25 protein-coding genes and 5 tRNA genes are annotated in these 24,353 nt (G+C 35.2%); 9 read left to right on the top strand and 21 right to left on the bottom strand.

The features are described from left to right. Positions 1–45: 45 nt before the first annotated feature. Positions 46–237 (top strand): hypothetical protein, encoded by a 192-nt coding sequence (locus tag HMPREF9071_RS04420; protein ID WP_162859669.1) that lies wholly within the window; start codon positions 46–48, stop codon positions 235–237. A gap of 54 nt (positions 238–291) precedes the next feature. Next, positions 292–585 (top strand): hypothetical protein, encoded by a 294-nt coding sequence (locus tag HMPREF9071_RS04415; protein WP_009745376.1) that lies wholly within the window; start codon positions 292–294, stop codon positions 583–585. 289 nt (positions 586–874) lie between these two features. Here the strand turns inward: HMPREF9071_RS04415 and HMPREF9071_RS04410 are convergent, their stop codons facing one another. From HMPREF9071_RS04410 to bioA, 14 genes are all read right to left on the bottom strand, one after another. Further along, positions 875–1,771, bottom strand: coding sequence for a site-specific integrase (locus HMPREF9071_RS04410; protein ID WP_009745375.1), 897 nt, complete (start codon positions 1,769–1,771; stop codon positions 875–877). An 18-nt stretch (positions 1,772–1,789) separates the two neighbouring features. Next, positions 1,790–2,104, bottom strand: a complete 315-nt coding sequence (locus tag HMPREF9071_RS11950) for a hypothetical protein (RefSeq protein WP_009745374.1) — start codon at positions 2,102–2,104, stop codon at positions 1,790–1,792. A 115-nt stretch (positions 2,105–2,219) separates the two neighbouring features. Further along, positions 2,220–2,293 (bottom strand) — tRNA-Met (locus HMPREF9071_RS04400). Positions 2,294–3,559: 1,266 nt separating this feature from the next. Next, entirely contained in the window at positions 3,560–4,468 is a 909-nt protein-coding gene (locus HMPREF9071_RS04395) for a DUF3078 domain-containing protein (RefSeq protein WP_009745371.1), read from the bottom strand. A 180-nt stretch (positions 4,469–4,648) separates the two neighbouring features. Then, positions 4,649–5,983 (bottom strand): NAD(P)/FAD-dependent oxidoreductase, encoded by a 1,335-nt coding sequence (locus tag HMPREF9071_RS04390; protein WP_009745370.1) that lies wholly within the window; start codon positions 5,981–5,983, stop codon positions 4,649–4,651. 37 nt (positions 5,984–6,020) lie between these two features. Then, positions 6,021–6,377: an arsenate reductase family protein gene (locus tag HMPREF9071_RS04385; protein ID WP_009745369.1), complete on the bottom strand. Its 357-nt coding sequence runs from the start codon at positions 6,375–6,377 to the stop codon at positions 6,021–6,023. Then, positions 6,374–7,147 (bottom strand): DUF3298 and DUF4163 domain-containing protein, encoded by a 774-nt coding sequence (locus HMPREF9071_RS04380; RefSeq protein ID WP_040358015.1) that lies wholly within the window; start codon positions 7,145–7,147, stop codon positions 6,374–6,376. The genes HMPREF9071_RS04385 and HMPREF9071_RS04380 overlap by 4 nt, the downstream gene beginning before the upstream one ends. Positions 7,148–7,208: 61 nt before the next feature. Beyond that, positions 7,209–7,865 carry a metal-dependent transcriptional regulator gene (locus tag HMPREF9071_RS04375; protein WP_009745367.1) on the bottom strand — a complete coding sequence of 219 codons (657 nt, stop codon included), beginning with the start codon at positions 7,863–7,865 and terminating at the stop codon, positions 7,209–7,211. Between the two features lie 2 nt (positions 7,866–7,867). After that, positions 7,868–8,701 (bottom strand): orotidine-5'-phosphate decarboxylase, encoded by an 834-nt coding sequence (pyrF, locus tag HMPREF9071_RS04370; RefSeq protein ID WP_009745366.1) that lies wholly within the window; start codon positions 8,699–8,701, stop codon positions 7,868–7,870. 15 nt (positions 8,702–8,716) lie between these two features. Continuing rightward, entirely contained in the window at positions 8,717–9,277 is a 561-nt protein-coding gene (locus HMPREF9071_RS04365; RefSeq protein WP_009745365.1) for a GDYXXLXY domain-containing protein, read from the bottom strand. After that, positions 9,270–10,499 (bottom strand): DUF2157 domain-containing protein, encoded by a 1,230-nt coding sequence (locus tag HMPREF9071_RS04360; RefSeq protein ID WP_009745364.1) that lies wholly within the window; start codon positions 10,497–10,499, stop codon positions 9,270–9,272. The genes HMPREF9071_RS04365 and HMPREF9071_RS04360 overlap by 8 nt, the downstream gene beginning before the upstream one ends. Before the next feature lie 11 nt (positions 10,500–10,510). Continuing rightward, positions 10,511–11,047, bottom strand: coding sequence for a DUF488 family protein (locus tag HMPREF9071_RS04355; protein ID WP_009745363.1), 537 nt, complete (start codon positions 11,045–11,047; stop codon positions 10,511–10,513). Further along, complete coding sequence (locus HMPREF9071_RS04350; protein ID WP_009745362.1) at positions 11,044–11,781, bottom strand: SMUG2 DNA glycosylase family protein; 738 nt, start codon at positions 11,779–11,781, stop codon at positions 11,044–11,046. The genes HMPREF9071_RS04355 and HMPREF9071_RS04350 overlap by 4 nt, the downstream gene beginning before the upstream one ends. Before the next feature lie 5 nt (positions 11,782–11,786). Continuing rightward, the gene (gene bioA, locus HMPREF9071_RS04345) at positions 11,787–13,076 is read right to left on the bottom strand and encodes an adenosylmethionine--8-amino-7-oxononanoate transaminase (RefSeq protein WP_009745361.1); all 1,290 of its coding nucleotides are present in this window, start codon (positions 13,074–13,076) and stop codon (positions 11,787–11,789) included. 150 nt (positions 13,077–13,226) lie between these two features. On the opposite strand from bioA, the gene pyrH reads away from it, so the two are divergent. Then, positions 13,227–13,934: a UMP kinase gene (pyrH, locus tag HMPREF9071_RS04340; RefSeq protein WP_040358282.1), complete on the top strand. Its 708-nt coding sequence runs from the start codon at positions 13,227–13,229 to the stop codon at positions 13,932–13,934. A gap of 78 nt (positions 13,935–14,012) precedes the next feature. After that, a complete protein-coding gene (locus tag HMPREF9071_RS04335; RefSeq protein ID WP_009745359.1) occupies positions 14,013–14,921 on the top strand; it encodes a cation diffusion facilitator family transporter in 909 nt (302 codons plus the stop codon). A 60-nt stretch (positions 14,922–14,981) separates the two neighbouring features. Here HMPREF9071_RS04335 and tpx read toward each other — a convergent pair whose 3' ends face one another. The 5 genes from tpx to HMPREF9071_RS04310 form a co-directional block, all read right to left on the bottom strand. Beyond that, positions 14,982–15,479: a thiol peroxidase gene (gene tpx, locus HMPREF9071_RS04330; RefSeq protein WP_009745358.1), complete on the bottom strand. Its 498-nt coding sequence runs from the start codon at positions 15,477–15,479 to the stop codon at positions 14,982–14,984. An 88-nt stretch (positions 15,480–15,567) separates the two neighbouring features. Continuing rightward, positions 15,568–16,062, bottom strand: a complete 495-nt coding sequence (locus HMPREF9071_RS04325; RefSeq protein ID WP_009745357.1) for a thioredoxin family protein — start codon at positions 16,060–16,062, stop codon at positions 15,568–15,570. A 274-nt stretch (positions 16,063–16,336) separates the two neighbouring features. Further along, positions 16,337–17,209 (bottom strand): hypothetical protein, encoded by an 873-nt coding sequence (locus HMPREF9071_RS04320; RefSeq protein WP_009745355.1) that lies wholly within the window; start codon positions 17,207–17,209, stop codon positions 16,337–16,339. 20 nt (positions 17,210–17,229) lie between these two features. Further along, positions 17,230–18,279, bottom strand: coding sequence for a tRNA preQ1(34) S-adenosylmethionine ribosyltransferase-isomerase QueA (gene queA / locus HMPREF9071_RS04315; protein WP_009745354.1), 1,050 nt, complete (start codon positions 18,277–18,279; stop codon positions 17,230–17,232). 73 nt (positions 18,280–18,352) lie between these two features. Then, positions 18,353–18,874, bottom strand: coding sequence for a shikimate kinase (locus HMPREF9071_RS04310; protein WP_009745353.1), 522 nt, complete (start codon positions 18,872–18,874; stop codon positions 18,353–18,355). 133 nt (positions 18,875–19,007) lie between these two features. On the opposite strand from HMPREF9071_RS04310, the gene HMPREF9071_RS04305 reads away from it, so the two are divergent. From HMPREF9071_RS04305 to HMPREF9071_RS04285, 5 genes are all read left to right on the top strand, one after another. Next, a tRNA-Lys gene (locus HMPREF9071_RS04305) sits at positions 19,008–19,080 on the top strand. A 33-nt stretch (positions 19,081–19,113) separates the two neighbouring features. Further along, positions 19,114–19,186: transfer RNA gene (locus HMPREF9071_RS04300), tRNA-Lys, on the top strand. A gap of 21 nt (positions 19,187–19,207) precedes the next feature. Further along, positions 19,208–19,280 (top strand) — tRNA-Lys (locus tag HMPREF9071_RS04295). A gap of 41 nt (positions 19,281–19,321) precedes the next feature. After that, a tRNA-Leu gene (locus tag HMPREF9071_RS04290) sits at positions 19,322–19,405 on the top strand. Between the two features lie 56 nt (positions 19,406–19,461). After that, the gene (locus tag HMPREF9071_RS04285) at positions 19,462–20,025 is read left to right on the top strand and encodes a phosphatase PAP2 family protein (RefSeq protein WP_009745352.1); all 564 of its coding nucleotides are present in this window, start codon (positions 19,462–19,464) and stop codon (positions 20,023–20,025) included. A gap of 28 nt (positions 20,026–20,053) precedes the next feature. Here the strand turns inward: HMPREF9071_RS04285 and HMPREF9071_RS04280 are convergent, their stop codons facing one another. Together HMPREF9071_RS04280 and HMPREF9071_RS04275 are read right to left on the bottom strand one after the other, a co-directional pair. Further along, positions 20,054–22,783: a DUF6493 family protein gene (locus tag HMPREF9071_RS04280; protein WP_009745351.1), complete on the bottom strand. Its 2,730-nt coding sequence runs from the start codon at positions 22,781–22,783 to the stop codon at positions 20,054–20,056. Beyond that, positions 22,780–23,844 (bottom strand): hypothetical protein, encoded by a 1,065-nt coding sequence (locus HMPREF9071_RS04275; protein WP_009745350.1) that lies wholly within the window; start codon positions 23,842–23,844, stop codon positions 22,780–22,782. The genes HMPREF9071_RS04280 and HMPREF9071_RS04275 overlap by 4 nt, the downstream gene beginning before the upstream one ends. Positions 23,845–24,353 lie beyond the last annotated feature (509 nt).

Genomic DNA, 24,353 nt, shown 5'->3' with positions numbered 1-24,353 from the left:
TTGGTAAGACAACACCTTCTCACGGATACCTTATTTTTATATACTATGTTAAGACAAGAAACCAACCCCGCTGTGGTGAATCACAGTAGCTCCAGCACTTACTGCTTTGACGTGGAATCCTTTGCCCACTCTATGCGTGCCTACAACAATGAAATCTCCCTTACCTTTATGGTGTTATCGGACAGCAAAAGCGAAGAGCCGATCCCCAGCGAGGTAGTCAAGGGAGCTACTACCTAAACAAGTTTTTGGAGACACTTAATCCCTATTTCACTAACAAAAAATTGTAAAACTATGGAATTCAGAACAAAATTTGAACTTAACGAAAGTATTTTCTTCATTCACAAAGGAAAAATCATTAACGAAACCATTCAAGGCGTAAAAATCACTAAAGAATACAAACGAGATGGGCTTCTTAGGCGAGATCCTGAAGATGATCAGGCTAAGGAGCTTATCATTTATGCCGTTGAAGTAAAAAAGATTGACTTTTCAGGCACTGGCTTGAGGACTACTTTTATCAACTTAGAAGAACAAGAACTCTTTTCCAGCAAAAAAGCGATTGTTAAATATTTTGCCCTGCTGCTATGAGAACAAAGATATTTTACCACTTAGGCACTGCTGGAGAGCTCCAGTATACCGAAACTCGTTATTACCTCTTTGGTTGGTTATACCTTCTGGCATAGAAACGCATAAATTCAGATATTTTTTATCTTTTTTACCTCCTCTAAGAACGTCCGTTCTGAGGAGGTTTCTTTCTTATACACCCTCACACCCGTACCCAAAAAGAAAAAATTTATGTGCAAAAAGGTAAGTTTATGTACAAAATTATTTTTTGTGTGCAGTTTATGTGTAGCAATCTACACTGATATTCAATTAATTATCCTTTAAAAAAGGACTTGCACAGAAAACACACAAAAAAACACATTCCAAACACTCTGAAATAACTAAAAAAAGAGACGTTTTTAACCATTTCATCGGCAAACTTGTTTCCGGCTATGTAGCTTTCGGTCATCTTTAAATCATAGTGTCGGGCTTGATCCCTGACCTTGATAGCAGGCATACTGCTATTGAGTAGGTCCGTAATCCCTGTATCCTTGAGAGAATAAAACTGAAACTTACTATCAAATTTTCCTTCCTTACGAAACTTTGCCCACTCATCGGAAATCTTCTTAGGAGTGAAGGCTTTCTTTCCTGGTTTATAATTGTTTTGGCTAAAGAGGTAATCACTATTATGGGCAGTTATCAAGTGTTGCGCTAAGTCAGGCAGAAGGTTGCTCGGTATGGTAACGCTTTCCGTCTTGCGGTTTTTGGAGTTCTCTCCACTAATAATGATATATCCACCGCTAAGATTTACATCGCTCACTTTTAGCTTGGTTAGCTCCGTGCGGCGGATAAAGCAGTAATAAGTCAGCATACACAATACATAGAAATGAAAATGAGTATTGTGCAGTTTTTTCACCTTGTCTTTCACTTGTGGAGTAAGTAACTTCACGCTTTTTCTGTGTTTTTGTCTTTGCTTTGATATGCTCAGCGGATTGGCAGGAATAAAGTTCTTGCTTTTGCACCATAGCAGAAAGGTATTAAGAAAGCGCAAATGATTATTATAAGTGCTGGAGCTATTCTTTCTCTCGTAGTACAAGTAATCTAAATAGTTTTGTATCATAAAGACATCTATTTTCACTACAAACTTAATAGGAATCTTTTTGTTCTCAATATACTTTTTGAATAGTTCTAAGAAAGATTTATAAGCTCTAATGGTATCCGCACGCTTCACCCCGTCCGAAACTCCCTTCTACTGCATAGATAGGAATAAGTCAGCACAATAGTCTAATGATTTGTAACGGACATTTGGATCGTCATAGAAGGGCGACCATCCACTTTCTAACTTTTGATTGATAGTGGCTATCATTCGTTTAGCGTACTTCTCACGATCACGGTTAGGTGTCATTGGAGACATACGCTTACGAAAACGTTTCTTTTCGTTTTTAGCAGGAACTTTAGCGTAAAAGACGATACGCCATTCTTGATTTTCGCCCTTTTGTAGTTCTGCGGGCTTGTAATCCACATATATCTTATGTGTAGAAGTAAATTGCTTGTTCTCAGGCATTTTTTTATTTAGGACGCTTCTTCCTTGAGTACAGGAAAAAAGTCCCAAAACTGACCCAGCTATTAAAGGAAAATCGGTGTAATTAATTTGTTTATAATTAGTTACACCGAAAGAGTAGCGAAGACGGGATTTGAACCCGTGACCTTTGGGTTATGAATCCAACGCTCTAACCAACTGAGCTACCTCGCCGTTTTAGTTTGCGGGTGCAAATTTACAACCTTTTTTATTATTTACAAAATAATAATGGAGAAAATTTAGTATTACCAATTCAACCTACAAGTGCAATTGCAATTTTTTAGCTTACAAATTTATAAAATAAATCCTTTGGTTTTTCAAATCCTAAAACTTCTCTTGATTATTAATTTTATATTATATTTGCTTTATATAATTATCTGTAATTCATTTAAAATCAGTATTCTTAGGTATATATTGATGTATATTTCTATTGCTATGTTCACTGAGCCCCCTCTCCGAAAAACTATATGAATGAGTAAAATAGAATCTTAAATCTAATTTCTTCTCTATGATGCTAAATTCAGGAAATTTCTTCCCATTATCTCTGGTAATAGTCTTGACAAAAGCCTTATAAAGTAACAGTATTTCTATTACCGCATTAGCAAAGGGTTAGCTTTTTTCCTTAAAGCAATCTACTTATAAACAACATTTTAGTTTTTATTTCTACTAAAGTCGAAATAGCCCTTTTATTACCTGCCTTCTACCATTAAATCTATCTTCCAATGATCAAATTCAGTATTTTGATTCAAAATGGCAAGACATTTTTCTATAGATCTTTTTTCACTATTTTACTTCTTTTCTTATGTAGACCTCTCTTCCTATGTTTTAAATGATGCTGTGTATATTTATATAAATCTCTCCCTTTACTCTTGTCTTCACGTATATGCAGATAGATTCGCTCTATATTAACCATAGTAATCCTCTCTTTTTTACAATAACCTACAAAATCTGCTGAGCAGACCATTTCTTATATCATTTTCTCTTCTATAAAAGTCCCTACAATGGCTGTAAAGCACTCATTTTTACAGAAACGTTCTTTCCGTTCATTGGTTAATTCTTGTGCTCTTTGCGCATTATAAGTTCCTTTTGGGAAACTATTTTGCTTTTTCTCTCTGCTGTACTGGAAGAAATATTGAGCTCTTCTGCTTTAAATTTCTGTTTCATTCCGTTTACAAGATATGCTCCTGTTTCATACCTTTACTCCCGAATTAAATGTTCATATTTCATTATCTATTTGGTTTTATTCAACAAAAAAAGCATTTTTTTTCAAAGGAAAAAGACTTTTTTGTTTCTTTCCTTTTTTGTTTGATAAATTGTATTTATCTTATAAATACCTATAAAATTGCAGTTACCAATTGAATATACATTAGGTAGCCTCTATCTTCCTAGAGAAAGGCTATCCAAAAACTTTTCGGACAGCCTCTCCTTTTCAGAATTATATTAGAACTTATAAGTAAATCCTGCTCCGAAAGCCTCCCTTACCTGGAATGCTTTAGCAGCATCATCATCATAGATAGTTTGGAATATTAAGTTAGTAGAAATATAGTCATTAACTTTCATCATTAGATTGAAAGTATAATCTATGTCAATATTTCCTGGCTTGTCAAGGTAGTTACTATAGAGGTTAAGTGTATTTTCAAGAGTGATATTCTCAAAAACATCAAATTTAGCATATCCATTTAGGGCAGCACCAAATTCATAACGAGAAGTCTTCCCTTGTTCTACTCCGAAATGAGCTCCTGTCTCTGTAAATTTTTTCGCAGTAAAGATAAGCCTTGAGGTAGCGGGAGCAATATTTACCTTAAGATTATCATTTTTCTTCCAAAGCATACCAGGACCAAAAGAAAGGTATCCAGGAGCCATAAACCGAGTAGTTTCTGTTCGGGTTTGATTCCCTTGAGAGTCAGTTCCATATTTATAACCTTTGTCCAATTGAGTCTGGAAATTAACAAAGAAAGAGTAGTACCATTGAGAATCTTCCTTAATTTGAGCTCCTAATAAGGAAGTAATTGCAAATCGGTCACTGGTTTTCTTAGAAAAGGCGTCCCCATCTACTTTAGTAAGACCATAATCAACAAGGAGCTTATTATCCCAAGCCCAGAGTCCTTTTTTATAATTAGCATCATAAGAAAGGTTTAGGTTTCCCCCATAATTATTGGTACCTCCTCCTGTCCAATCATGGTTGAAAGCGGTTTGATTGAAAAGTAGGGAAACAATTCCTGCACGAGTCCAATTGCTCTCAGTTGTAGTTTCATTCCCATTTCCAGTAGCTGAGGCATTTCCTTCTTGTTCTTGAGCAAAAGTAGCAATACACCATAGGGTGCATGCTGAAAACATAATCTTTTTCATTGTTCGATAATTTTAAAATATTAGTATTTAAATTTTGCGGCAAAGATACTTATATTTTTTTAATAAACAAGAGAAATGTCATTATATATAAAAAATCTTTACAAATAGAAATATAATTTAAATAAAAAGGACTGAAATCCTTAGAAATCAGCCTTTAAGTAAAGTTATAACTATCTATATTTATAAAGTTTCTTTGTGAATATGGTGTTTCTTTTTTTCCTGCTCTATTTCGTAGGCAGTCTTAAAAGGACGGATAATTAATCTTACCCCCTTATTGTACTGAAAATATTGGACAATCCAGTTTGAAAGGGTAACCATTTTATTACGAAATCCCACAAGAAAAGCCAGATGGACGGTAATCCATAATATCCAGGCGAACCATCCAGAAAAGCGCATTCCCCTGAGCTCTACTACAGCTTTATTGCGTCCTACGGTTGCCATAGAACCTTTGTCAAAATAGTTAAAAGGTATCATAGCTTTATTGCAGAAAATCCTTTTTAGGTTTTTAGCTAATAATTTCCCTTGTTGAATAGCGGGTTGGGCTACCATAGGATGTCCTTTGGGTTGTTTTTCATTAGCCATGCAGGCTATATCTCCTATAGCAAATATATTGTCATAACCTTTTACTTGATTGAATTCATTGACAGCATAACGTCCACCTATAATACTTTCTTGAGAAAGTCCCTCTATAAGATTGCCTTTTACTCCTGCTGTCCAGATAAGGGTGTAGGCTTGGAAATTATGAGTATTGGTAACTACATTCTCTCCATCATAATCCTTTACAAAAGTATTGAACCAAATGGAAACACCCATCTTTTCAAGATATTCTTTAGCCTTTTCACTTGATTTCTCCCCCATGCCAATTAGTAAACGAGAATCTGCTTGAATCAAATTTACATTCATTTTACGAATATCCAAGTCCGGATAGTCTGTGGGAAGGATGTGCTTTTTAAGTTCAGCAAAAGCACCTGCAAGTTCCACTCCTGTAGGACCTCCTCCTACAATTACAAAGTTCATGAGACTATTACGTTCCTCTAAGTTATTAGTAAGGATAGCCGCTTCTAAGTTTTGAATAACTAAGCTACGCATATCTACTGCTTCAGGAACAGTCTTCATAGGCATTGCATACTTCTGGATGTTAGCATTACCGTAGAAGTTTGTTTGAGAACCGGTAGCAATAACTAAGTAATCATAAGAGAGTTCTCCTAAATCCGTTAAAATACTTTTTTTATCAGGATAAATATGCTTTACCTCAGTAATACGAAAGTGAAAATTAGGCTCCTTTTTGAAAATAGATCGTACAGAATAGGCAATAGAATCAGGTTCCAAACCTGCAGTGGCTACTTGGTAGAGTAGAGGTTGAAAAGTGTGATAATTAGTTTTATTGATAAGCACTACCTGCATTTTGGAAAAATTCAGTTTCTTGACAATATTAATTCCTCCAAATCCTGCACCAATGACAACAATACGTGGCAAATTAGTGGTAGGGATATTCAATTGAGTAATATCATTCATTTTTATTTTTGTTTTACTAATAAATAAGTGAGGAAATTTATAAATGTTTACGGGTCTCCTTTATAATTTTAGTTGCATTTCCTAAGAATACTCTATCTTCTATCAATACAATAGGACGCTTTAAGAAGGTATAATGTTCTAGAATAAGATTTTTGTAGTCCTCCTCTGAAAGAATTTTTTCATTTAGTAGTCGTTCTTTATATAGTTTAGACCTTTTATTGAAAAGAAGTTCATATTTTCCAGTTATATTTTTTAGAATTTCTAGGTCTGCTTCACTGATAGGGTCTTCCTTTATATCTTGAAAAATGAAGCTATCTAAGGGACGTATTTCATGGAGGATACGTTTGCAAGTGTCGCAGCTACTCAGGTAATAAATTTTTCGAATTGGGGTCATTTTCTTTTAGCATCATTTAATTTGAAGGATAGCCAAGGACTGACTTCAGACAAAGGAATTTTAACCTCTAAGATTCCTGTACTATAAGGAGCTATTTCATATGGGTTGTATAAAAGAATAAGATTATCCTTATCAAACCCAATATTCTTTGGGAGAGAAAAGATATCATTTTCAAAGATGAATCCTCCATCACTAAATTCTTGGTTCTTAGATAAGTTAAAAGTTTCTCTAAAGTGTTTTTCAGCTAAAGCTAATACCTTTTCTTTATCTGTAAAAAGTTCCTCTTGAGAGTAAAAAGCTCCTGTGGGCTTAAAGTTCATAAAAGTAGTCCATCCTACAGGATGAGCACCCCCAAGATACTCATAACCAAATCTTTGTAAAGATATTAAGACATCACTTTGGTAAATGATAGTATCCACCACTTCAATTTGATAAGGAGATATTCCTTCGAATTGTTGTTTATCAGATCTATACTGTGTTAGAAAAAGTTTTCCTGCTTCTTCTATATCCATAAGGGTATCTTTTGCAGTAAGCATCTTAACTAATTGCCTTTGAATGGAATCATTGAATATTTTGGCAAATGCTTTAGGACTTTCACAGAACATGTAATTGATAGAAACTTCTGCACAATCCTCTCCATCACAGTCATTTAATATAATTTCTTGATTTTTAAAATGATACTCTTTGTTATAAGCGAACCAAAAGTAACCACCTACAAGAATAGCCATTAAGCTAAAAGCAATAATAAAATAAATTTTTTTTCGAGACATTTTGCTTATAAAATAAGGGCAAAAGTAGTTTTTTTTCAGAAACAAAAAAATAAAATCGGACTTATTTGTTTTTTTTAACATAGATGTTTTCGGCTATAATGGAAGAAATATTGAATATTTTTCCATCTAATTGGATTTCAAGAGAATTATCAAAGGGTTGAATGTCTAAAACATTTATTTCTTTTCCTATGGAAATTTCTATTTTATTAAGGTATTGTAAGAATTCCCTGGAAGTATTTTTTACTCCCACACAATGACCACTTTCTCCTTTTTTGAGTAGGCTGAGGAGCTCACTCTTAAATTGAGGAACATTACCGAATTTATCTGGGATGGGATCTCCATGAGGATCTTTTTCGGGGTAAAGAAGAAATTTATCTAATTTTTCTATAAGTTTATCGGATTGGATATGTTCTAATTGTTCTGCTATTTCATGAATTTCTTCCCAAGAAAAATGAAGTTTTTCAGCTAAGAATACTTCCCAAAGACGATGTTTCCGTATGACAAAAAGAGCATTTTTTTTCCCTTTTTCAGTGAGGGATACACCTTGATATCGCTTGTGTTCTACCCAGCCTTTTTCGTGGAGTTTTTTTAGCATATCAGTAACAGAAGAAGCTTTGGTTTGCATGGCTTCTGCAATAGCGTTAGTAGTTACCTCCATATTCTCTTCATGACTAAGGTGATAGATGATTTTTAGGTAATTTTCTTCAGAAAAAGTCATATCTATTGAAATTTTAATTGAATGATAGAGTTCATTTCTTTCTGTATTTTTTGAGCTTCTTCATGAGCTTTCTCAGCAAAGTTCTCCCCTTGTGAAGCATAGATGATAGCTCTTGAAGAATTGATGATAAGCCCCACAGACTCATTCATACCATACTTGCATACCTCTCTGAGGTTTCCTCCTTGTGCACCTATTCCTGGAACAAGCAGAAAAGAATTAGGGATAATTTTTCGAATTTCAGATAAATATTCTATCTTGGTAGCTCCTACTACATACATAAGGTTTTGAGCATTCTCCCATTGTTGCGAGATAGTAAGTACTTTCTTGTATAGTGGTATACCCTCGCAGGAAAGTGTTTGAAAATCAAAGGCTCCTTTGTTAGATGTTAATACTAAGAGAATAGTTATTTTATTCTTAAAAGCAAGGAAGGGCTCTACTGAATCCTGTCCCATATAAGGGGCTACAGTTATACTATCGAACTGTAAGTCATCGAAAAATGCTTTGGCATACATTGTAGCTGTATTGCCTATGTCTCCTCGTTTGGCATCGGCAATGGTAAAGATATTGGGATAGTATTCATTCAAATAATTGATAGTCTTCCTTAAGGATTGCCATCCTTTCTCTCCATAAGCTTCATAGAAAGCAATATTAGGTTTGTAAGCGATTGCGTATAAGTGAGTAGCATCAATAATGGCTTTATTGAAAGCAAAAATAGGATCCATTTCTCTTAATAGAAAAGGAGGAATTTTATTTAAATCCACATCTAAACCTATACAAAGAAAGGATTTTTTAGTAAATATTTCTTGTTTGAGTCTTTCTAAGTAGAAATCTTTCATATAGTAAAGTGTATTTTAATAGGATTTGTTTTTTGCTAATTGGTCTATATATTTTTCTATAGACATACCGTCAACCAAGATGCCCTTGAGCACCATTTGTCCCTTGTAAACAACGATCTGTGCATAAGCATTTTTAAGTAATGTATCAGCAATAGGAGCTTTATTCTCATTCATATAATAACGATTATCTGGCATTTCAATTCGTACTTTACCTCCATCAGTGAGGATTCCATCTGTTTTTACTTTTATATAGATATCTGTATTTGTAGGCTTTGTATCAATTACTTTATCGTAAATGACTACTCCTACACTATCTTTTTTAAGAGTTATATAGAGGTCATTAATTTTGTAATATTCATTTTGCATATAAGAAGGTAAATCTACATTGAGGTTTTTATAGTTTATCCATACGTATCGCCCACGAAAGGCATCATAAGGATCAATAGGTTCAATCTTGAAAAGGAAAGTCTCTCCTTTATGTAAGATGATTTCTCTTTCTATAATCATTTTCAAGGGGAATGATAATTGTGCTAATATCATGAGAGCAAAGGCTATAATAAGATATTTTTTACGCATTTTTTTTCTGTTTTAGAATGAGGTAATTTACAACAAAAAAGCTTAATCCTAAGATGATAAAGACGATTCCTTTGATTACAAAGGAAAGAGAAGAATCAAAAAAACGATAGGTAACTTGAACTGAAATAGTTAAAAGCCCAAAATTAACTAAGAGAGTACGTTCGCTCTTAAATCCTTTCCATAAATAGTAACTTCCGATGACAAGGATTGCTAAGTCATATAGGTAAGGAAGTCTTATGAAAGCAAGAATCATATACACTATTGGATAAAAAATGATAAGATCAAGAATTTTTTCCCTTTTATCTAAGAGATAATACTTTATAAGTAAAGGGATATAAATGAAAGCAAAAAGGAGCAAAGAAGGGAGTAAAGATTGAGGTGGATGATGCACATATAGTGCTTCTTTGACAAAGAAGCAGATAACTAAGCAAAGGATAGCTAATACTTTGTAAGCATTGTAGTAAATATGTGATTGTAAGTACTTTCCTATGATAAGAAAGGCTCCTGAGAGGAACACCAAGCAGGTAGCATAATCATCTTTAAATTTAATATTATCTAAAAAGGAGCAAAGAGCTATACCTATGAAGAGAGCAGTAAGTCCGTGTAATATTCCTGTAATATAGTTGGATGCCTTATGCTTTAAATGCCAAAGATAAAAAGGAAGTACTAAAACAAAGGCAATGAGGGAGGAGAAAAAGGTAAACCATTCTCTGTCCATTCCAAGTAGGCAAAGTGTTCCTATACCTATATAACATAAAATAGCTGTAGCTCGTGAGCGCATCAGATAAAGGGTGGGAAGAGCTAAAAATATCCAAAGCGATAGAAAGTCAGCAAAAGAGCTTTCAGGCAGATTATATACCTGATGTATCATGGCAATAGCTGCTCCTATAGCAAGACTTGTAAAAACGGCAACAGCTTCAGCGTACCAAGAATTAATACCTTTCTTAAATAGCAAGTAACCGCAACCTATTTGTCCTACCAATAAGGGGAGAAAAGAAAAAAGAGTTTTAATCCATCGAGGAAGTTCATCCCAATTATGAGCTAAAAGCACGATGATTCCTAAACCAATCAAACTAGCTCCCAACACGCCAAAAATTATTAAAAGTTTGTGAGAGGTAGAAGTTCTTTTCCGTTCTTGTATATATAATCGAATATGATCAGCTACTTCTTGGGTAATTACTTGTTGGGCTACAAGTTCTTCGAGTTCTTTTAAAAGTTTCATATTTTGATTGTTTATAATGAATCATCAAATAAGTTCTCATCATAATAACATATCTTGTCTCCTACCAAACGAGCAGGAGTTGTGTAAGGATGTATTTCATATTTTCCTATTCCCATAATATGACGTACCTCCCAACCCTTTACTTTAAGAGCGTCAGAGACCATGGAACGATGACAACGCCACCAGAGAGCCTCTGCACACATATAAGCAGTAGTCTCTTTCTGGGCAATAGCTATGAGTGTATTTAACCCTTTTCGGAAGTCCTCAGTTTCCATATAATCTGCATAACCACGAAAAGAAGTATTATGCCAACGATCATTTCTAGAATTTTTCATTACTTTTCGCTTGCCTCCTAAAGCAGATAAATGACTATAAGTAATCCCTTCTTTTCCTAAAAAAAGAGCCAAAGACTCTTTATTATATTGAGGATACTTAGTAGAGGAAGGGAAAGAACGTATATCTACCAAATGGGTAATATTAAAGGATTTTAACCATAAAATAAATTCCTCTATAGGATGGGTGGAATGACCGATAGTATAAATAATCATACTTTATCAAATTGAATAGATTTAGCTGCTAAAACTTTTACAAATTTATCTACATATAGTTGTTTTTCTTTGGATTTATATTGTTCTATATAGCGAGGATGTTCTAAGACGATCATTTTCTTAAATAAGGATGCTTCTTTATTAAGCTTTTCAAGAAAAATAGCATTCTTCTTTCCCAAAATATAGACTTCTGAAGTATCTAACCCTAGAGCAATATGTTTTTTCAAAGAAGCTATCATATAATCCTTAGTCATTGCAAAAAGATTGATATCATCATAATAATTGGCATTAAGCCATGTACCTTGAGGTGTTTTACGTACTATAGCCAGAGGAAAAGGAGAATTAATATAGAAATTTTTATAAAAAGTTGCTACTCCTCCATATTGAGTAATCATATCATACACGAACACAGAGGAAACCTCATGAGTACGAGCTGAAAGCATAGGAATTCCACAATCATTCTCTAAATGTTTAGTATCAGTAAAAGGAACTCCCGTAACACCTGCTCCATGTCTACTGGGATTGATACCTATAATAAATCTACGAGAATCATTATCATTGTAATACTTATGATAGAAGGCGGCCATTACTTCTATAGTTTCAGGATTATCCAGATAAGGATTTAGTACAGCAAATCCCTCAGGAAGTGTACCATTATATTGTAACTCCTTGTTAAACTGTATAATACGATCTCCTATGGTAGTAGATAAGGAGGACTTTCTTTTCTCTCTCATAGGTTTTATAAAAGTTTCTTAGTTGTTAGATATTCTATACTGTCCTCGATAATTTGATACACAGTATCCAATTGCTTATTAGTCATGATATAAGGAGGTAATACATATATAGTGTGGTATACAGGTCGTAAAATAACTCCATGATTAATATAATATCTATAAAGTTCATTGCGAATAGAACCATAATATTCTCCTGTGTCAGGTACTTTTAAATCCATAGCAAAGATAACACCGAGAGTACGTGTACGAGCTACTTTAGGGTGCTTATCCATTTTAGCAGCAAAAGCTATATGTTTGGCATGAATACGTTTCAGATTGGCTTGCATTTCTTCTTCTTGTAACATTTTGAGGCTCTCTAAAGCAATAGCACATCCAGTAGGGTTTGCCATAAAGGTATGCCCATGAAAGAGCGCTTTACTGATGTCATCACTATAAAAAGCATCATAGATTTCCTCTGTAGTAGTAGTGGCTGAAAGGGGGATAGTACCTCCTGTAAGTGCTTTGGAAAGACAAATTATATCGGGCATTTGAGTGAGGTAATCACAAGCGAATTTTTTTCCCGTTTTCCCAAACCCGGTCATTACTTCATCAGCAATGGTTAGTACTTTATTCTTTCGGCATATTTCTATAAGTTCATCCAATATTTCTGGAGCATACATGCGCATTCCAGCAGCTCCTAATACTAAGGGTTCGAAGATAAAACCTGCACACTTATATTCTGAAAGAACTTCCAAAAGTCGTTTTTTACAGGCTTCTTCTTTACCTTTTTCAGGAATAGGAATACGCACTACATCTAAAAGCTGTCCTTGAAAGGCAGTGGTATAAAGAGAAATGCCAGAGACTGCCATAGCAGCAAAAGTATCTCCATGAAAAGCCTCTTCAAAAGCAATGAAAGTAGTGCGCTTATCTCCACGATTATAATGGTATTGTAGGGCAATCTTGATGGCTACTTCTACAGCTGTAGAACCATTGTCAGAGAAGAAAACTTTACTTTGGTTTTTTGGGAGTATTTTTATAAGATTTTCCGCTAAATCACAAGCAGGCTGATGTGTAAATCCTCCAAAAAGAACATGTTCTAAAGAGGTAAGCTGTTCATAAGCTCTCTTAGCTAAGCGCTCATTACTATGTCCGTATGGGTTTACCCACCAAGAAGCAATAGCATCTATGTAAACATTACCTTTTTCATCCCATAGTAGTGCATCTTTCCCTTTTGTTATAGCAATAGGGGTGTCGCTGGTTTTGTGTTGAGTATAAGCGTGCCAAAGGTATTTTTGGTCTTTTTCTGTAAGTGTCATTGTTTTTTAGGCAAAGGTAAGAATTTATTAGGAATAAAAAATGGATTAATCTATTTATTTTTTGACAAGACTAATCTTTTTGAAAAATATTTATATAAAAATAGCTATGAAATCGTGGAAAATCATTATTTTTGCAGAAAAAATTTTCTTATGAAATACAAGAGAATTCTTCTTAAGTTAAGTGGAGAAGCCCTTATGGGGGGAAGACAGCATGGTATTGACCCGGCAAGGCTTAAAGAATATGCTATTGAGATAAAACAAGCAGTTAACCGAGGAGCTGAGGTAGCTGTGGTTATCGGTGGAGGAAATATTTTCCGAGGAGTAGCAGGGGCTAGTAATGGTATGGATAGAGTGCAGGGAGATTATATGGGGATGTTAGCCACTGTTATCAATTCTTTAGCTTTACAAAGTGCTTTAGAGGACGAAGGAGTACTTACCCGATTGCAGACAGCTATCACAATGGAAGCTATTGCAGAACCTTTTATTCGTAGGCGAGCCATTCGTCATTTAGAAAAAGGTCGTGTAGTTATCTTTGGGGCGGGAACAGGAAATCCCTATTTTACTACTGATTCGGCTGCAGTACTTCGTGCTATAGAGATTAATGCAGATGTGATTCTCAAAGGTACTCGTGTGGATGGTATTTATACTGCCGATCCAGAGAAGGATCCTCAAGCAACCAAATATGGACATATTACTTTTTCTGAAGCTATAGATAAAGGATTGAAGATAATGGATATGACAGCCTTTACTCTAAGTCAGGAAAATCACCTTCCTATTATAGTCTTTGATATGAATAGAAGAGGAAATTTAGCTAAAGTAATAGCAGGAGAATCTGTAGGAACTATTGTGTATGATTAAGATTTGGTCTCTCAAATGATTATTAACGGTTCATCATGAAATGATTATATAGTCTAACTTATTTTAAATAATTTTCCTATGGGACATGAACATCACCATCATCATATACCAGATCTGAGACGAATTAATCAAGCCTTTTATGTGGGAATAGGTGCTAATGCACTTTATACTCTTATTGAATTTGTAGTTGGTATTCATATTAATTCTTTAGCTCTTATTTCTGATGCTAGCCATAACTTAAGCGATGTGGCGACTTTGATTATTTCCTTGTTAGGGATGAAATTAGCCCAAAAAGGTGCTACGGAACTTTATACGTATGGGTATAAGAAAGCTTCTATCTTAGCTTCATTTATTAATGCAGTCATTCTCTGCTTGATTGTTATTAAAATAGGGGTAGAGAGTATTGAACGTTTTTCAAATCCTCCTCAAATGCAAGGAGGAATGATCATTATTACGGCTTTGATAGGAATCTTTATCAATGGACTTTCTGCTTTTCTCTTTTATAAGGGGCAAAAAGAAGATATCAATATCAAAGGCGCTTTCTTGCATCTTTTAGTGGATGCTTTAGTGTCTCTTGGAGTAATTGTTTCAGGGGCTATTATTTCCTTTACAGGATGGAATATTATAGATCCTATTATCAGTTTTATTATTGCTTTTGTAATATTATTTTCTACATGGTCTCTTCTTAAAGAGAGCGTTAAACTTATATTAGATGGAGTACCACAGCAGGTATCTAATGAAGAAATACAGCAAGTATTGCTTAATCATCCTAAGATTTCTTCAGTTCACCATTTACATATATGGGCATTAAGTAGCTCTGAGAATGCCTTAACGGCACACTTAGTGTTAAAAGAAGGGGTCTCTTTAGAGGATTTTATGGAAGTGAAGAAAGAACTTAAGCATCAACTTTTTCATGAAGGAATTCAACATACAACTTTTGAAATAGATACTTATTCATTTACCTGTGGAGAAACTACTTGTCAGTAAGAAATTGAGAAAAATGGGAAAAAAGAGGCTACCCTTTTCGGACAGCCTCTTTTTATTAAACTATTTTAAAACATTCAAAACAGCTTCATAATCAGGCTCATTAGTAATTTCATCTACTTGCTCTGTATAAATAACTGTCTCATTTTCATCTATGACAATAATAGCTCGTGATAACAAGCCCTTTAGAGGAGTATCTAAAAGTTCTACATGATATTTACTAGAGAAGTCTCCACGGAAGTCAGAAAGTACTTCTACATTTTTAAGTCCTTCAGCTCCACAGAAGCGTGCCATAGCAAAAGGTAAATCCTTAGAAATACAAAGAATTTTAGTATTCTTAAGGTTGTTAGCTTCTTGGTTAAATCGTCTTACAGAAGCTGCACAAACTCCTGTATCTACACTAGGAAATATACTAAGCACTATACGGTGCCCCTTATAGTCAGAGAGAGATTTCTCTTTTAAATCACTGCTTACAGCCATGAAATTAGCAGCTATGCTACCTACTTTAGGTAATTCTCCTGCGGTGGTTGCAGGTTCATTATGAAATGTAATTTTTGCCATAAAAAAAATATTTTATCTGATGCAAAATTAAGAATTATTTGTTAAAAAAATACTTTTTAGTCTTTAAAATATTTGTTAAATGAAAAACTTAGTCTAATCGTCCTTGTAAGAATTTTTTAACTTTAGTTTTATTGTAGCCTTTTCCTTCTTCCATATCTTCTGTTTTACGAATGGAGAGTATATTTCCTCGTTTGTCAAGAATAAGAAAAGCAGGGTAACCGTATTTTTCACCAGGATTACCATACTTAGCAAAGGCTCTTTCATTTTTATTCTCAGGAGAATAATTCAGATGATAGTATACATATTTCTTATTTAAAATTGCTTTAAGTTCGGGATCCGTAGTTACTAGATGATTAAAGCGTAAACACCATATACACCAATTACCACCTATTTGTATTAGGAGTTTTTTGTTTTCCTTTTTGGCTTGAACGAGTAGCTCTGTTATGCGAGTGTCCCCATCCTCCATTGGATCATAGGGTTTAGGTAAGGACATTTTTTCTTGAATAACCTCTGTAGTGTTATTTTGAGAAAACACTACAGAATGTCCTAATATTATTAGGAATAATAGAATATATTTTTTCATGATAATTAATTAAAAAATAGGAAGTGAAAGTTACAAAGCAAAACGCAGTTAATGCCAACGATTAAGATAAAGTCCTCTGTATTCGCAAAGGCGAAGTTAAGGATAAAGCCCTATTATGAAGGCATAAAATATACCACTGAAGCAATAACACTGATACTTCATCAATAGGATAAACGTTTTGAACACAGAGCGAAAATCAATGGGAGTGTTAGATATAAGATAATTTGCTTTATAACTTCCCAAATCAAACTTCTATAAATCTGTTATAGGTCAACTATTTTATAGAGATTGAACCTTCTTTTTGTAATAATTCCTTGATCTCAGTTTCATATTTATGAGGTATAATAATTCTGAAATTGGCAACTTCTTCCTTAATTTTTGCAAGTTTTGTAGTCTTTTCAACCACTAGCTGATTAACTTTCGTTTGTCGTTCCTGTTCTAAGCGTTGTTTTTCCTGTTCGTATTCTATTTTGTGTTTGTTTTCTGCTTCACGAAACTTAGCTTTATAGAAATTTACTTCACTTTCAAACTGTCGATGTTCTGCTAAAAGTTGTTCCTGTAATTGTTGTAGCTCCTCTAAGTTATACAAAGGAGTATTTTTTATTTTAAAAACTTGCTCTCCTACTTCTCTGAAAGAAATAAGTTCTTTCTTAGTAAGGGCGGTACGTACTTCATCAAAGTTATGAATATACTTACCTATATGAGCGGCTTTAGCTTCAGCTTCTTTATAGTGGACGACTTCTTCTAATGGAAGAGTTTTAAGATAATCTTCAATCGTAATCTCTTTAATCTTACTAAGTTCCTTGTAATCAATAGGAGAAACCTCCCTCTCTACTTCAGTTATTACATTTTTTAGTTTTGTATTTAAGATTTCAAGGCGGTCATCTTTTTCCTTAATAGCTGTGCGCAAATAGGCAGAAATGGCATATAAGGTACCTATCTGAGAGAGTTTTTCTTTAATATTCTCTACCTTAGTGAAGTTGTCCAAAGGTTCTCCATCAAGGCTTGCTGTATGGGTTTCTATATTGTTGACACGATCCTGGATAGGTTTGAGATATTCTTTGATACGCTCACACACATAATTTGCCTGAGAGGAAGTGAGTCCAGAGGTATTGAAATAAGGATTTTTAGTTTGTAGGTTATCCATAATAAGTCTCAATAATGGAATTAAATAATAAGCATAGCATCCCCATAAGAGAAAAATTTATATTTTTCTTTTACGGCTTCTTCATAAGCATTCATAATAAGTTCATGTCCTGCAAAGGCAGAAACCATCATGAGTAAGGTGGATTTTGGAGTATGAAAGTTAGTGATCATGGCATTGGCGACACCAAAATCATAAGGAGGAAAGATAAATTTGTTAGTCCACCCGATAAAGGGATTTAATGTATTATGAGAAGATACTGAACTTTCCATAGCACGCATGACAGTAGTTCCTACAGCACATACACGTTTGCCAGCTTCTTTCGCTTTATTAACAATATCACAAGCTTCTTGAGGAATAATGATTTCTTCACTATCCATTTTATGCTTAGAAAGATCCTCTACTTCTACAGGATTGAAAGTGCCTAACCCAATATGAAGAGTAAGTTCAGCAAAATTAATTCCTTTTATCTCAAGACGTTTCATTAATTGTTTGGAGAAATGCAAGCCTGCGGTAGGAGCAGCTACAGCTCCCTCATATTTTGCATAGATAGTTTGATAACGCTCCTCATCCTCAGGTTCTACAGGGCGAGAAATATATTTTGGAAGAGGCGTATGTCCTAATTCTAATAGTTTATTTCGAAAGCCTTCGTATGACCCGTCAAAGAGGAAACGTAAGGTACGACCACGAGAGGTGGTATTATCAATTACTTCAGCTACTAATTCTTCTTCAGGGTCAAAAAAGAGTTTGTTCCCAATGCGTATTTTTCGTGCAGGATCTACCAAAACGTCCCATAAACGTTGTTCTTTATTAAGCTCACGCAAGAGGAAGACCTCAATTTTGGCATTTGTTTTTTCCTTATGTCCATAAAGACGTGCAGGAAATACTTTTGTATTATTTAGGACAAAAACGTCACCATCATCAAAATAATCAATAACATCCTTAAATAAGCGATGTTCTATTTTTTCTGTTTTACGATGAACCACCATAAGACGTGCTTCATCGCGATTTTCACTAGGATATTCTGCAAGGAGTTCCTTAGGAAGGTTGAAGTTAAAGCTAGATAATTTCATCTGGTATTATCAAATAGTATTTAAGAGTACAAAGATACAACATTTTACAGGATCTTGTCAAGAAATTTATTAATTATTTTATTCTCTCAAGTATTTTGTCTGCGATTCCTGTAATAGAAAGTCCCTCACAAGGAATTATAAAGGAAGCTTGAGTATAGAAAGAATAACGTTCGAAAAGATGTTTATTAATAAATTCTTCTAATTTTCCCTTTGAAAGATGAGCAATAAGAGGTCTTTCTTTTTGATATACAGATAATCGTTGCATGAGTACTTTAGCCGGTAATTGTAAATAAAAAACATAGGGGGTCGCTTTATTGATAAGTTTCATGGCGTTTCCATAACAAGGAGTTCCTCCCCCTAAAGAAAGTACTATTTGAGAGGGAGAAAGGAGAAGTTCCTGTAGATACTCTTGTTCTTTATGACGAAAATATATTTCTCCTTTTTCAGAGAATATTTCCGAGATTTTTTTCTCTTCTTTTTGTTCTATGAAGGTATCTAAATCATAAAAGGGAAGTGACAGGATAGAAGCTATATGCTTTCCAATGGCTGATTTTCCACTTCCCATATAACCTAAAAGAATAATTTTTTCAGTCATAAGTAACTGTTTTGTAATAAATTAAAAACTGAATAAAAATAAAGTGCAAAATTAATTATTTTTCTGCTTGTTTATATAAAAAAAAACCGTAAATTTGCACCCGCATAAAAATCTTTTTGAGATTAGTTTTTAGGACTTGGTAGCTCAGTTGGTAGAGCACAACACTTTTAATGTTGGGGTCCTGGGTTCGAGCCCCAGCCAGGTCACTCTTATTTTTAAGATTTATAAATTTACGTGGCGACTTGGTAGCTCAGTTGGTAGAGCACAACACTTTTAATGTTGGGGTCCTGGGTTCGAGTCCCAGCCAGGTCACAGTTAATAAATTTATTTGAAGACTCGGTAGCTCAGTTGGCAGAGCACGACACTCTTAATGTTGGGGTCGTGGGTTCGAGGCCCACCCGGGTCACAAGTTTTAGTTTCATAACTGAATTTGTTGAGTTTTTCTTAGCCTATGTGGAGAAATTGGTAGACTCGCCATCTTGAGGGGGTGGTGCTCGTTAGGGCGTGCTGGTTCGAATCCAGTCGTAGGCACAAAAGTCCTTAGTAAGATATACTAAGGATTTTTTGTTTTTTAAAAGTTGATTTTTATGCTGAAAGACCTTTTACAAAAAGATTATCAATTACTTGTAGCAATTAATCAGACAGGAACTATCTCATGGGATACTTTTTGGATTGCTATTACTAATGCTTGGAATTGGATTCCCTTTTTTATTCTGATTCTATGGATAAATTTCTATTTTTTCTCTAAGAGAGAAGCATGGAGAATCTTCTTTTATACATTAGGTATATTGTTATTGACAATAGTAATTACCAATACTACTAAAGAAATTGTGGCTAGGTTACGTCCCTTGCATACAGCATCACTTATTCCTCATTTGCGTATTATTTTGCAGGAAAAAGGATATAGCTTTTTCTCAGGGCATACAAGCAATAGCTTTGCTATTTGTACTTTCTTATATCTTGTTTTTAGAAAAAGAATAAAAGTAGCTTTTTGGGTTTTTCTTTGGCCCATTCCTTATGCATATAGTCGTATGTATTTAGGAGTACATTTTCCCACAGATATATTTATTGGTATTTTAGTAGGAATAGCTACAGGGACTATAGGTTATTGGGTTTATAAAAAGAGACAAAATACAACCCTCTCTCCATAGAGAAAGAAAATCAAAGAGACACATTTTCTTATATATTCATTGCTTTGTGATAGGTTAACATTCTCTTATGGTTTCTCGGTAGCTTATCCTGCTTTTTGACTTCCTCCAAATAGAGATCTACCACTTCCTTACCAAAGGCTTTTACAACAGGTGGATTGGGACGGTCTAAGAACTCTATAAAACGAGGAATAGGCAAGTAATCCCAAGCCAGTACGTGAGCCAAATAGGTCTTCAGGTAGCTGAGATCCTCCCCTCGGGCGATTGCCTGACAGAGGTACTCATAGCCCAAATCACGGGATGGACGCTTCTCAAAGAGCAAGCATGCCCCTATATAGAGCCATCCGCTATGGTGCACCCTGAGGCCGTGGCGTAATATGGCTTCCAAAGGGAGTGACATATTGCGCACCTCATTGGCTTCGTTCATTGTTGCCGATGTACTGATATAAGCACAGAGTAAGGCATCGGAGTAATGGGGGTTGAGGCTTAGTTTGTACTCAATGTCTTGAGCAGGAACCAATTCTCCTTCATTGGCATTGTAGTAATAATAAAGTGCATTATTCCGATTCACATTTCTGTATCTGGCAAACTGATTACAATGGTATTTAAACTCATCGCCGACTTTTCCATTTTGATAGGTTACTTTTTCCCAACCATAACAAATATAGAAAGGTCTCACTACGCTGGGGATATCCTTTGCTGCTGTTGTTTCAAATATTTCGAACTCTGCGCCGGGGTGCTTGATACGGGTGATTTGTGTCCAAAGTGGCAAGAATTCCTCCGCTAATTGTATCTCATCAGTTAAGTCTAAGTAATACCTAATAGCAGGAGCATAGGCACCTTTGAGTTGTTCCGCTTTTGCTTTGGCTACTGCCGATGCATCCTTGAATAGCAGGCGGTTGCAAGCTACAATCAGGTCGTCAAGATCAGGGGTTTTGCCTTTTGCTTCGTATTGTAGGAGCTTATCTACCAATACCTCCGCTTCTATATAGAAAGGTTCGTGTGTAGGAGTAGAGAGGAATGGTAGGGTGTCTTTTTCTTTGAGCTTTTGGAGGGTATACTCTATCTTGTGTAGGAGATAAGGAAATGCCTTCTTACTATTGTTAATACCTTTGTGCATCATTACTTCTTTCCTGAGTCTGTTTCCCTGTATATCTTTTCCTTGTTCATAGAGCATATTCACCTCTTTCCATTCTTTGTCAGTGTTATATACAGGAATTTTGGCACTTTGAGTACTCCACGATTCCAAGAACTGATATAATAAAGGTAATGTACTCACGTCCCACTCGCGAGAGTTGAGTTGTTTGAGATAAGGTTTTATTCGCTCAGTATAATCCGTAGGAATTTGGTCTTGCAAGCGTACCAGAGCATCAAAGAAGACATCAATGGTAGCCGCTGATTTCTCACGGATACAATCGCCGAGAAGGAAAAGCAGGGTATCTCCAGAGGAGGGGATAGGAATCGGAGTATAGGTGTTAGGGGTTATGGAGACAGAAGTTTCAGACACTTCTGAGGAGAGCTTCTCAAGAAGCTCTTGGGCTTTGCCTTTTAGGTAATCCTTGTAGGGTGCCACCACTTCCGTTAAGCCCTCATCGGCAAAATAAGTAGTGAGCAGGTCGGCTACTTTCTCTTGTAGCTTCACATCGGGTTGGGTAAAGAGCACAGCCAACTGTTCGCGGTAACTAAGGTCAGTAGGGGTTTGTTTTTTGAAGCCTTTAGCTAAGATTTCTACTCCTTGTAGGAGTGCTTTGGGTTGCTTCTCTACCGTGAAGGCGAGTGGAAACTGTTGCATAAAGCTTGCAAAGTCAAACAGAGGATCAGGGGCAATGACAGTAATGTATTCCATAGCAGTCTTTACCACACTACCTACTCCAGTTCCCAAAACAGCAAAGAGGGTTTGTTGGTACGCCAAAAGCTCGGTGTGAGTAGGGACAAGCCATTTGAGCAAACGACAATGCCAATCAAGGTGGGGTTTCTTCCATTGGTTGAGCAGAGACTCCAAAAGATACCCTACAAAGCTACGAGGGATTTGGTAGCCATGATGCATCAATAATTCAAATACCTCATCCCAATAGGTAGTTACCTTAGCAGAACCCAAGTCATTGGTCTTGCGTAGGGTGTTGTCACTCTTCCACTTAGAAAGGTCAAGCACTTTGGTCTCAATACGATAGAGCTGGAGGAGCACTTTTTCAATGGCTTCGGGGTTTTGCAAGAGAAAATGGACATCAGCAGTTACATAGCGGTTGAACATGGAGACCTCAAGTAGATTCTTTACAAAACGCTCCTCTTCAAAAGGAATCCAGCCTTTTTTATAGAAATACCACTGAAATCCAAAAGAGAGTCCATTAATCTCTTTATTGTAGCGTTCTTTGAGTATTTTTTTGATATAGTTATCTGGAGGAAACTGTGTAAAGTAGTTGATTACAGGTTCAAAATAGTAAGAACCCAAAATAGCATAGGGAGTTACTTGGTAAATTTCACCATAATAATTCTCTTTATTAATCATCACCTTTGCTAAATCACTTTCTTTGCGCACCATAGTGATCAGGGCATAGTTAAGAGCTTGAAAAACTTTATCTTTATAGCGATAAGTATCCTTTTTATCAACGTTCTTTCTTGGGAAATCTGTTTCTGAATAGGGGTCTAAATCCTTGATAGCTGCGATGACGTCGTAACGTTCCCTATCCGATAGCTGTGTAGTGATGTTGAGAATAGCCGAGAAATCTCCTTCGGCAATGGCGGTGATGAGTTTTAGTTTCATTTGTCACAAAAATTATCAAGATCTGAGTATTGTTGGTCTAAAAATACAATAGGTAGGCATTGGAAGTACCTATAATTCAATCCGCAGATGGTTATGGGTCTGTCCTTGAAAAGTCGGCCTATGGATATGGCAAAAGAAAGATCATCCCTGTCATAAGGAGAATCAAATACAAGTATTTGACTTTCCTCCCAAAAAGCGGTTTTGATAATCTTTTTGTTTTTAGCATCAAGGACTACCAAATAGCGTTTGTCGTGGATTTTTTCATATCCTTCGTTAGGACGGAAATCTCTTAGATAGCAGATGACTTCTTGGTCTTCGTATCGGTAAGTATTGCCCCAATAATATTCTTCATGAACGAAGGTATAAGGAAGTGGGAATTTCTCTTTGTCGACTTTGACCCAAGTCATGGGCTTCATTTGGTTCTCTACAAAAGGATTCTCTTTACCTATATAAGCATAAGCCTCCCAGTATATGCGATCTTCCTCTTGTGATATATCATCATTGGGATCATAGACTAATTCGAAGCCTATGTTGCATTCTTTCATGTCAATTTTGTTTTCATCACTATTGATATGTATATAAGCTACAGTTCTTACATTGGTAAGGGGATACTTCTTTAGTATATTTTTTTCGTAGTTGTATACAAATATGGTGTCACTTGGAGAATAATTAGTCTTTTCAAAGATTCTTTTCTTGTATTTATCGTCTAGGATGATGTATTGTTGTATCTTTTTGCCCTGAGAAAGCCTCTTTTGCATTTCTCTAATAGGTAGATCTAAGCTATCTAACTCATAGAAATCGGAGGGAGAAACATAAACCTCTCCTTTGCTATCTATATAAGATACATTTATTTGATATAATAGAATATTGTCGTGTATGGTTGGCTCAGGAAGCAACTGAAATGAGATGGTTTCTTCGCTATCGGTTACCGTACGCATACCTTTGCTTTGCGAAGAGCCATGGGTTGTTTCTTTTTCTTCTCCTTCCTGTGGATCAGGTGTGCCAGCTATCCAACGGCAAGCGGAAAGGAGCAGCAAGAGAGGTAGGAGTCTGATGTACATAGTGAATAATGAATAGTGAGGACAAAGATAGGGATTTTATTTTAGATTTGAAAATGGGAAGGAATTTTCTGAACTTAACATCATAGAGAAGAAATTAGATTTGGGATTCTATTTTGCTCATCCATATAGTTTTTGGGAGAGGGAGCTAAGTGAACATAGCAATAGAAATGTGTGTAATATATACCTAAGAATACTAATTTTAAAGGAATTACAGATAATTATTAAAACAAATACAATATAAAATTAATAATCAAGAAAAGTTTTAAGATTTGAAAAAACAAAAGATTTATTTTATAAATTTGTAAGCTAAAAAATTGCACTTGCAGGTTGAATCGGCAGTTTCTCAATGCAGATGCAGGATTTAATAGTAAATCACTAAGAGAATTTTTAGAAAGTAGAGAAATTATAGCTAACCTAATCCCCGAAATGGAGAGCAACCAGATGTTTATTTTGATGAGGAATTAGACAAAAACAGATTCAAGATTGAACAATCAAACGATTGACTTGAT

The sequence above is a fragment of the Capnocytophaga sp. oral taxon 338 str. F0234 genome, from assembly GCF_000192225.1.
Classification (GTDB): domain Bacteria; phylum Bacteroidota; class Bacteroidia; order Flavobacteriales; family Flavobacteriaceae; genus Capnocytophaga.
Note: the sequence above shows the minus strand (reverse complement) of the source record. Positions and strands in the feature narration are given on the sequence as shown.

What these genes read in the sequence shown, in the direction of transcription:
- HMPREF9071_RS04420 (WP_162859669.1), top strand. Translation starts at nt 46, where the DNA reads ATGTTAAGACAAGAAACCAACCCCGCTGTGGTGAATCACAGTAGCTCC.
- HMPREF9071_RS04415 (WP_009745376.1), top strand. Translation starts at nt 292, where the DNA reads ATGGAATTCAGAACAAAATTTGAACTTAACGAAAGTATTTTCTTCATT.
- HMPREF9071_RS11950 (WP_009745374.1), bottom strand. Translation starts at nt 2,104, where the DNA reads ATGCCTGAGAACAAGCAATTTACTTCTACACATAAGATATATGTGGAT.
- HMPREF9071_RS04395 (WP_009745371.1), bottom strand. Translation starts at nt 4,468, where the DNA reads ATGAAAAAGATTATGTTTTCAGCATGCACCCTATGGTGTATTGCTACT.
- HMPREF9071_RS04390 (WP_009745370.1), bottom strand. Translation starts at nt 5,983, where the DNA reads ATGAATGATATTACTCAATTGAATATCCCTACCACTAATTTGCCACGT.
- HMPREF9071_RS04385 (WP_009745369.1), bottom strand. Translation starts at nt 6,377, where the DNA reads ATGACCCCAATTCGAAAAATTTATTACCTGAGTAGCTGCGACACTTGC.
- HMPREF9071_RS04380 (WP_040358015.1), bottom strand. Translation starts at nt 7,147, where the DNA reads ATGTCTCGAAAAAAAATTTATTTTATTATTGCTTTTAGCTTAATGGCT.
- HMPREF9071_RS04375 (WP_009745367.1), bottom strand. Translation starts at nt 7,865, where the DNA reads ATGACTTTTTCTGAAGAAAATTACCTAAAAATCATCTATCACCTTAGT.
- pyrF (WP_009745366.1), bottom strand. Translation starts at nt 8,701, where the DNA reads ATGAAAGATTTCTACTTAGAAAGACTCAAACAAGAAATATTTACTAAA.
- HMPREF9071_RS04365 (WP_009745365.1), bottom strand. Translation starts at nt 9,277, where the DNA reads ATGCGTAAAAAATATCTTATTATAGCCTTTGCTCTCATGATATTAGCA.
- HMPREF9071_RS04360 (WP_009745364.1), bottom strand. Translation starts at nt 10,499, where the DNA reads ATGAAACTTTTAAAAGAACTCGAAGAACTTGTAGCCCAACAAGTAATT.
- HMPREF9071_RS04355 (WP_009745363.1), bottom strand. Translation starts at nt 11,047, where the DNA reads ATGATTATTTATACTATCGGTCATTCCACCCATCCTATAGAGGAATTT.
- HMPREF9071_RS04350 (WP_009745362.1), bottom strand. Translation starts at nt 11,781, where the DNA reads ATGAGAGAGAAAAGAAAGTCCTCCTTATCTACTACCATAGGAGATCGT.
- bioA (WP_009745361.1), bottom strand. Translation starts at nt 13,076, where the DNA reads ATGACACTTACAGAAAAAGACCAAAAATACCTTTGGCACGCTTATACT.
- pyrH (WP_040358282.1), top strand. Translation starts at nt 13,227, where the DNA reads ATGAAATACAAGAGAATTCTTCTTAAGTTAAGTGGAGAAGCCCTTATG.
- HMPREF9071_RS04335 (WP_009745359.1), top strand. Translation starts at nt 14,013, where the DNA reads ATGGGACATGAACATCACCATCATCATATACCAGATCTGAGACGAATT.
- tpx (WP_009745358.1), bottom strand. Translation starts at nt 15,479, where the DNA reads ATGGCAAAAATTACATTTCATAATGAACCTGCAACCACCGCAGGAGAA.
- HMPREF9071_RS04325 (WP_009745357.1), bottom strand. Translation starts at nt 16,062, where the DNA reads ATGAAAAAATATATTCTATTATTCCTAATAATATTAGGACATTCTGTA.
- HMPREF9071_RS04320 (WP_009745355.1), bottom strand. Translation starts at nt 17,209, where the DNA reads ATGGATAACCTACAAACTAAAAATCCTTATTTCAATACCTCTGGACTC.
- queA (WP_009745354.1), bottom strand. Translation starts at nt 18,279, where the DNA reads ATGAAATTATCTAGCTTTAACTTCAACCTTCCTAAGGAACTCCTTGCA.
- HMPREF9071_RS04310 (WP_009745353.1), bottom strand. Translation starts at nt 18,874, where the DNA reads ATGACTGAAAAAATTATTCTTTTAGGTTATATGGGAAGTGGAAAATCA.
- HMPREF9071_RS04285 (WP_009745352.1), top strand. Translation starts at nt 19,462, where the DNA reads ATGCTGAAAGACCTTTTACAAAAAGATTATCAATTACTTGTAGCAATT.
- HMPREF9071_RS04280 (WP_009745351.1), bottom strand. Translation starts at nt 22,783, where the DNA reads ATGAAACTAAAACTCATCACCGCCATTGCCGAAGGAGATTTCTCGGCT.
- HMPREF9071_RS04275 (WP_009745350.1), bottom strand. Translation starts at nt 23,844, where the DNA reads ATGTACATCAGACTCCTACCTCTCTTGCTGCTCCTTTCCGCTTGCCGT.